Origin of the sequence: Neglectibacter sp. X4 (assembly GCF_009917365.1) — a bacterium.
GTDB lineage: Bacteria > Bacillota > Clostridia > Oscillospirales > Acutalibacteraceae > Acutalibacter.
Genome location: NZ_QWLE01000042.1, coordinates 1 through 7,272, shown reverse-complemented (window position 1 = coordinate 7,272; position 7,272 = coordinate 1). Strand labels below are relative to the sequence as shown.

At 54.6% G+C, this 7,272-nt stretch carries 9 protein-coding genes; 1 reads left to right on the top strand and 8 read right to left on the bottom strand.

What is annotated here, in order from left to right:
- Window positions 1–275: 275 nt before the first annotated feature.
- Both D1841_RS12795 and D1841_RS12790 read right to left on the bottom strand, forming a co-directional pair.
- Complete coding sequence (locus D1841_RS12795; RefSeq protein ID WP_160643515.1) at window positions 276–1,049, bottom strand: hypothetical protein; 774 nt, start codon at window positions 1,047–1,049, stop codon at window positions 276–278.
- A gap of 96 nt (window positions 1,050–1,145) precedes the next feature.
- Window positions 1,146–1,397, bottom strand: coding sequence for a hypothetical protein (locus tag D1841_RS12790; RefSeq protein WP_160643513.1), 252 nt, complete (start codon window positions 1,395–1,397; stop codon window positions 1,146–1,148).
- A 144-nt stretch (window positions 1,398–1,541) separates the two neighbouring features.
- Here D1841_RS12790 and D1841_RS12785 point away from each other — a divergent pair, with 144 nt between their 5' ends.
- Window positions 1,542–1,841 carry a helix-turn-helix domain-containing protein gene (locus D1841_RS12785; RefSeq protein ID WP_237076342.1) on the top strand — a complete coding sequence of 100 codons (300 nt, stop codon included), beginning with the start codon at window positions 1,542–1,544 and terminating at the stop codon, window positions 1,839–1,841.
- Between the two features lie 47 nt (window positions 1,842–1,888).
- On the opposite strand, the gene D1841_RS12780 is transcribed toward D1841_RS12785, so the two are convergent.
- From D1841_RS12780 to D1841_RS19250, 6 genes are read right to left on the bottom strand one after another with little or no spacing between them, the layout of a single operon-like run.
- Window positions 1,889–2,725, bottom strand: a complete 837-nt coding sequence (locus D1841_RS12780) for a recombinase zinc beta ribbon domain-containing protein (protein WP_160643511.1) — start codon at window positions 2,723–2,725, stop codon at window positions 1,889–1,891.
- Window positions 2,715–2,969, bottom strand: coding sequence for a hypothetical protein (locus D1841_RS12775; protein ID WP_161880036.1), 255 nt, complete (start codon window positions 2,967–2,969; stop codon window positions 2,715–2,717). Before D1841_RS12775 ends, D1841_RS12780 begins: the two co-directional genes overlap by 11 nt.
- Before the next feature lies 1 nt (window position 2,970).
- Complete coding sequence (locus D1841_RS12770) at window positions 2,971–3,456, bottom strand: hypothetical protein (protein WP_160643507.1); 486 nt, start codon at window positions 3,454–3,456, stop codon at window positions 2,971–2,973.
- Window positions 3,359–4,822, bottom strand: a complete 1,464-nt coding sequence (locus D1841_RS12765) for a carbohydrate-binding domain-containing protein (RefSeq protein ID WP_160643505.1) — start codon at window positions 4,820–4,822, stop codon at window positions 3,359–3,361. The genes D1841_RS12770 and D1841_RS12765 overlap by 98 nt, the downstream gene beginning before the upstream one ends.
- Before the next feature lie 21 nt (window positions 4,823–4,843).
- The gene (locus D1841_RS19255; protein WP_347564002.1) at window positions 4,844–5,701 is read right to left on the bottom strand and encodes a LuxR C-terminal-related transcriptional regulator; all 858 of its coding nucleotides are present in this window, start codon (window positions 5,699–5,701) and stop codon (window positions 4,844–4,846) included.
- Window positions 5,695–7,158, bottom strand: coding sequence for a hypothetical protein (locus tag D1841_RS19250; RefSeq protein ID WP_237076341.1), 1,464 nt, complete (start codon window positions 7,156–7,158; stop codon window positions 5,695–5,697). The genes D1841_RS19255 and D1841_RS19250 overlap by 7 nt, the downstream gene beginning before the upstream one ends.
- Window positions 7,159–7,272 lie beyond the last annotated feature (114 nt).

Genomic DNA, 7,272 nt, shown 5'->3' with positions numbered 1-7,272 from the left:
TCCGTTTTTCTTCATCCCTCCTTCATTATACCGCCTTCTTCTTTTCTTGCGTAGGTTCGTATCTATTTTTCGCTTACCTGTAACATAAGCACACAGCACGTTGCTTGCCTTCATTGAATGCCAAAAAACCGCGCCACAGCGCGGTTTTTCAGGGGTGGTATCTTTTTTGTATGCCATTCATGGCAAAGGTGGCCTATTCTGATACAAATGCACCCCCTTGGGATAAGGGGGTGCATTTGCCATGGGGGTGTGCAGCCAATCATCCTCTACATTTATTAGGTTTGATCTAAGTAGAAAAAAATTACATTCGTCAATGCCTTACTCATAACTGAAATGGTACGATCAAAATTTTCCGGAATGGCACTTGAATCATTATGCGCTAAAATATTACGATAATATGTAATATCATCCTCATCAAAATTTTTCCCAGGTCGGCGAGTTTTATGAAAGCCGACCTTAGTAGGCACACTTGAAGTGTTAAACTGATTTTTGATAAAATCGGTGACATCTTTTTGCTTACGATTTTGAGAAATAAGTGACAGTAAGAATTCATACTGCATTAGATATCGAACAGCAATATTTTCAATTTTCATTATATTTCCGAAGATGGTGAATCGGTCCTTTTTTCGCAAGTCTATAGACGAATTCAAAAAAAGTCCTGCATATCGCTGAATAGGATATGAAACCGTCACAGAAAGAGTATCCACCATCAATATCATGTCATTAATAATGAGAGGACCATCTTTAGGCTGTTCATTTGGATTGTAAATATCCCCTGTTCGAACGGAAAATTCAGTAACAACTGCATCAAGGTGTCCAATGATATTTGTGATAAATAATTCTACAGACTGACGTGTAGAGTCTATTATTGAACTATCGATAGTTATATCTGGGGCAAAAAACACCTTTATGCCGACTATGCAAAGATCATCTTGAAGTATTTCGATAGAAGTAATATTTTCGTGCCGTTCAATTGAGAATGCGCGACATTCTCCGTTTACAGCAATTCCATCTATGCCAGAAACGTCAAAAATAATGAAAGGGTTCATGGCCATCTTCCTTTAGCTCAAAAATACTGTATTATTTAATTTTAGCACAAATCTCTTAAAAAATGAAGACCCTTTTCAATAATTCTCAAGTTCAGGTCAAAGATTCGGATACCAGCGCAGCAGATCACCGCGCCCTTCCTCCTCCAACTGCTCCACCGCATATCGGAGCCATTCCTCCGGGGTGGGAATGTCCCCGGCCCGTGGTATCCGCTCCCAAGATGCCCGCTTTACCGGGTCGGGGTCATTCATCCCCTGTTCTATGCGGGCCGAGATGATGGACCGCATTTCTTCCACAGAGATGCCCCGCTGACGGGCCAAGCGTTCAAATAAAGTTTTCGGTTTTTCCATACTGACCTCCTCGCAGTAATCAGTATTTCCCGGCAGAGAACCGGGCAAACCGTATTTCCCTTTAGGGGATGTCACTGTCTACCTATCGTGCCTATTATAACACCATTTCGGGAATTATAATAGTTACAGATGGGTGGTGATGGCTTGGATGCACAAAAGCAGATCAAAAAACTGATGGAAGAACGGGGCTGGACAGATTACCGGCTGGCGAAGGAGTCCGGCCTCTCCCACTCCACCGTTACGAATATGTTCAACAGGAACAATGCTCCCACGCTGCCGACCTTGGAGGCCGTGTGTAGGGCATTTGGCATCACATTGGCGCAGTTCTTTTCAGAGGGAAATCCGCTGGAGCTGACCGAGGAACAACAAACGCTATTTGCCCGATGGAGTTCTCTGACCGACCGCCAGAAAAACCTGCTCCTCGAATTGATGGACACAATGTAAATCCCCGCTGATTCCACTTGGAAGAATCAACGGGGGTTTTGCTTGTGTCAGCTCTCTATTTCGCTGCCATTCTGGAATCTGAACACCAGCCGCCCATCATGGTAGGCCGTGGCCTTCTCCACCACCGCCAGCCAGAGCCGTTCATCAAATTCGTTGATGGCATCGCCGCGCTCGGACAGTTCAAACATAAAGCCGCCGATAGCATCGGCCTTGGCCTGCCGCTGCTTTTTCTGCTCTTGGAGGGCATCCGCCCTGGCCTTGGCCTTTTCATACCTCGCCACATATCCGTTGTAGCGTTCGGTGTATTCCTCCTGGCTCTGCGCACTTTGGGCATTTTCCTGGATGCACCGCTGGGTCAGCTCGGTGACCACCTCGATTTCCTGGAGCAGCCCGTCCAGTTCCGCGTCAATGGCGGAGCAGTCAGTGAGGGCGGTCTGCATCAAGCGGCAGTCCTCCAGCAGAGCATCCTTGCTGCCCAGCAGTTTGTTGAACGCCGCCAGGAACCGGGCCTGGATGTCCTCCTCCCGCAGATGCGGAGTGGCGCACTTTTTCTCGCCACTGAACTTCTCATTGCACTGCCAGATAACGCGGCGGTACTTGCTGTTGGAGTGCCAGACCTTGGGGCCGTAAAATGCACCGCAGTCGGCGCAAACGATGCGGGAGGCAAAAATACTGCCGCCGCTGTAGCGATGGCCCAGCCCTTTGCGCCGCGCAAACTCGGCCTGTACCTTATCGAACTCCGCCGGGTCGATGATAGGCTGGTGGCTCTCCTCAATGTAATACTGCGGCACTTCTCCCTCGTTGACCTTCATCTTTTTCTCCAGAAAGTCAACTGTAAACTTCTTTTGAAGGAGCGCCGCTCCTTTGTACTTCTCATTCGTCAAAATCGAGGATATCGTGGTAGTTCCCCATCCCCATCCGGGCCTTGTAGCCATCACCGTCCTCCATGTCGAACCACACGCCATACGCGGGGCGGTCTATCTGCTTCAGCAGGCGGAGCGTGTGCGCGGCCTCACTCCTGGCCTCGGTTACGGTCAGCGCATAGGAGTAAAGGTACACGCCGTATGGAACGCCAGCGGCTTTGGCCTTGCGGACATTTTCTAGAAAACGGCTGTCATCCTGGCTCACATCATCGTTTCCATAGCCACAGCGGATCAATGCAAACTTCCTCGCCTTCGCCGACCTTATAGGTGACTGTGGGCACGGGAAGTCCATCTTCAAGATCCGGGTCATGAGGATTCTCTACACGGACGCTCACCGGTACGGTGCGGCCCGCCTGCTGGCGGCTGGGGGCGGTAATGGTTATCTTGGGCTGGGCAGGATTGACGCTGACCGCCACCTGGGCCTCTCCAACAGCATAGTTTGCCGCGTCCTTGGGAGTGAACTTCACCTCATAGCTCCCGCCTGCCAGAGGCCGGGTCTGGGGCTTTGCCCAGGACCAGGCCCCATCAACTGCCTGCCCGTCGTTTACGGCACTGCCCCCAGACAGCTGCGCATCCGCCAGCGTTTGGCCGTACTCAATGGCCGGGGCTGTGGGCGCTGTCAGGGTCAGATCGGCTTGAAGTTCTCTTTTTTGCCTGCTCCTCGACTTGCTGGCGCAGGTTGGTCCCGTCATAAGTCAAGTCCATCTCGACAGCGGGCGTAAGGCTATCCTCGCTATACTCAATGTAGTATTTATTGGCCGAACTGGTAACCGTCCCGCCCCCGGTCAGGTTCTCCGCGCCATGAATGGTGATCGCTCCGGCCACCTGTATGTTCGCGCCGCTGGGAACCGTCAGCTTGCCTCCCTTGGGAACATACATACTCTTGGGAGCATAGCCCCAGCTAGTGTCCCATGTGGCATTTCCATAGACGTAACAGCACCCGGTTTCGTCGATGCTTCCTGTTGCACTACGGTTCAGCACAGCGTTTTCTGCATGACTGCTCACAGCCTGCCAATAGGAGGAGGTTAAGTCGATCAGCCCGCCGCCGGTAATCCTTCCTTCTCCCTCATAGCTGTTGTTCACGCTCACACGGCCGCGGTTATCCAGCGTCCCATTATTTTTGAGATGGTTTGTACGGACACGCACACCGGCGGGAACTTCCAGAGTTTTACCCGCTGGGATTTCCAGAGCATAGGCGTCTGTAGTTGAGAGCTGTCCCGTAGTAAAGTTCGCAGGCAAAGCCACCGTCCCAGGCGAACTTTCGTAGAATAGGTTGCCCCTCACCTCGTGATCCGCACGTATGTTGCCGCCGGTTATGGACAGCCCTTTAAACCAGGCGTCAGAGATGCTGCCATCCGTGACAATTGTGCCGCCGGAAATTGTGATGGATGGGGACACCACTTCACCCGTACCCCCTGCCAGTGTTGGCCCGCCATATATACCATAGCCCAAATTTGTCATGGTAAGGTTTATATTGCCGCCGCTGATTGTGATTGGACCCTTTTCCGATCGTATGCCGTACTCGGATTTGAACGTCATACTACCGCCAGTAATGGTTAGGTCCTTTTCGGTGTGGAACAGGTAGCCTGCCGAGCTACCTTCCGCTATAGTTATTTTGCCGCTCTCCATCGTAAGGGTATCGCAGTTGACCAGGGTACTGTTCTCATCCACCGAACGGAACTCCAACGAGCCCTCCCCACTGATCGTGACTTTTTTTCCGGCTGCTGCGAAAATGTCGCATTGCCATGTATCGGTCTTTTGGATTATGTTGCTGCCCTGTAGGACAATGCGAACATCGGTTATCCCGTTCGGGAAAGCGACCATATCCTTTACTTGCCCATTAACAAGAGAGGGCGCTTGCAGGTATAGATCGTTCAGGGTCAGCGTTCCCTTGCTCCCCTCCACTGTCCATGTCCAGCCCTCTGTGTTGCCATCAGTAGTTTGGCTGGACAGGTCAAGGTAAGTGGTCCGCGTGGGTGCCTCCGCCGCGCTGGCGCCTATGGCAAGCCCGAAAACGGTCAGGGCCAGGATCAGAATTGCAGTGAATATTTTCTTCATGGTAATACCTCCATTTTAGTTCTATATCAACCCCAAGCCCCGGGCGGCTGCAATGGCTTCAGCCCTTCCGCCGACCTCCAGCTTGCGGTAATTTTCCTTGATGTGATAACGCACCGTGTCCGGCTTCATACCCAGCCGCCCGGCAATCTGAGTGGCCGTGAAGCCCTCGCTCTGCAAGCGCAGGATTTCCAGCGCCGTGGAGGAGAAGTCCTCCCTCGCCACCCCCGGCAGAAGGTAGCGTGGGTAGCGCCGGGCCATCTGCCTGGTTTCGTCCAGCACCTGCCGAAACCAGGGGCCATCCCGGCTCTGGGCTTTCAAAAGTGGCAGGACGGCCGGGCCCAGCTCGCTGATGAACCGCACGAACCGATAGCTCCCGGCCTCGTCCAGGGCGGCGGTGAGCATGGGCTCCCACTCCGTCCCAAGCCGCTGGCGCACGATGGCCCCCAGCACTCCGGCCTCCATGCGGATGTACGTCCGATAGCAGCGCTCCGCATACTCGCCCAGCTTTTCCAGCAGGGCCAGGGCTTTGAGATTTTCGCCCAGCGCCAGGTAGCAGCGCACTTTGGTAAGGTAGCGGTAGCGCTCCATGGTGATGAACTCTTTGTCCTCGTCCGGGGCCTGTTCCAGCCACTCACGAACCGCGTCCATATCCCCACGATATAGTGCAATTCTACACCGCACGGCCCGTATATTGGGCAAGAGCTGCATCACCCGCTGTTCCTCCACCGCCGACTGGAAGGAGTCCAGGATAGCCCCGGCGTTGGTCAGGTCCCCTTGCAGGATCATCATCCGTACCCGCTGGCCTACTGCCGAAAAGGCTACCTCCAAAGTGCCGCCGCACTCGGTTTCCACCTGACCTCGGGAGAGCAGGGTCAGCACCTCGAAGGTGTTCTCGCCTTTCTCAAACAGGCTCTCTCCCAGGGCGATCTTTGTAAGGCCCTTGCCGTACGGCCCAGCACACGTTCCACAATCGGGCCGACTGTCCTTGCCAGCGCCCGGTCAGAGCGGCTCCACTTGCAGAAGTCCTTGCCGCCGCTCATGGTGCTTGGCACGTTGCTGGTTACGGAAAGCTCCGGCAGGCGCACCCCCTGGTCCAGAAGCATGGCCGGGGCTTTCAGCATGATTTTCAGCACGTCCCGGCTCCCCCGGTGGGGCAGGCCGATGTCCAGATAGCACAGGCGGCTCTGAGCCTCGCGCTTTGCGCCGCCGGTGGCGGTCTTGGCGAATTCAGCCAGCCTATCGTACCAGTATTCGCCCTTTTCCGGGGCCATGAGCATGGAGTGGAGCATGGAGAGCCCCGCCATCAGCACCGGGCTTTTGGCGGCTTCTTCCTCGTCCATACCAAGATAGTACCGACGCAGCTCATAGTAATGGCCAGCGCCGGGGTTCACCCGGACGTTGCGGATGAGCAGCTCTCTGATCTGAGCCTGATCGCCGCTGCGCCCGTACATTTCCAGGGCTTCGGTCACCTGGCCGTTCATCTCGTACCAGACCCCGGCGTTCTTCTGGCAGGTCTTGATTTGTTCCTCGCCCAATGCCTGCACAGCCTTCTCACGCAGAGCGTGAAGAAGCACAGAACGCAGGCGGTAAGTTTCGCCACTCTGGATAAGGAAGTTCCCGGTTTCAGCGGCCTTTTGCAGGTAAGCCGAAGCCTGGCGGCTGGCGGTGATGAGCTCAGACAGGGGCAGAGTGAATTCCTCCACCACGCTTATTTTCATGAGGAATTCCAGCAGGTCGCTGTCCCATTCCGCCATCACATGGTCGGTAAGATAGCGGGTGAAGGCGTCGTAAATCTCCTTCTGCATCTGGGGACCGGGGGCCATACCCTCGGCCATTTTCAGGGTGGCGTGGCGCACGATGTAGGCGTTGCCGTCAGAATGCTCTGCCAGAAATTGCAGCTCATCCCCGGTGTAAGCCAGCCCCAGGCTGTCCAGGAACCCGGCGATCTCCCTCCTGCCCAGCTTCAGGTCGGCCTCGCTGAGGATCATGAAGCCCATGTTCACATACTCCGGCATGAGCCAGGCTGGAACCGGGCTTCTGCTCACCAGAATCAGCCATATATCTGGGCTGGCTACTAAACTCTTGACCAGTTCCCGCCTGGATTCGTCCAGCAGATGCAGGTCGTCCAGCGCCACGGTTCCCTGGGCGGGCAGAGCGCTCTCGTCCCAACGGCGGTCGCTGCACGAGAGGTAAACATGGCGGCGCTTTGCCAGGAACTTCTGCAAAAATGAGGTCTTGCCGTAGCCGGTGGCCCCGTAGATGTAGGCGGTCTGGCCAAAACTTTTTGCGGCTTTCAGCTTGCGGTACGCGCTCAGCGGCATGATGTACTGTTCCAAGGCTTACACCTCCACTCTGAAGATTCGCGCCAAAAAGCCACAGGCAACACTGATGTGTTCCTGCGGCTCCGTATTCGGTATGGGGTAAAAATGGGCGCAGTTATCCCTTGCTTG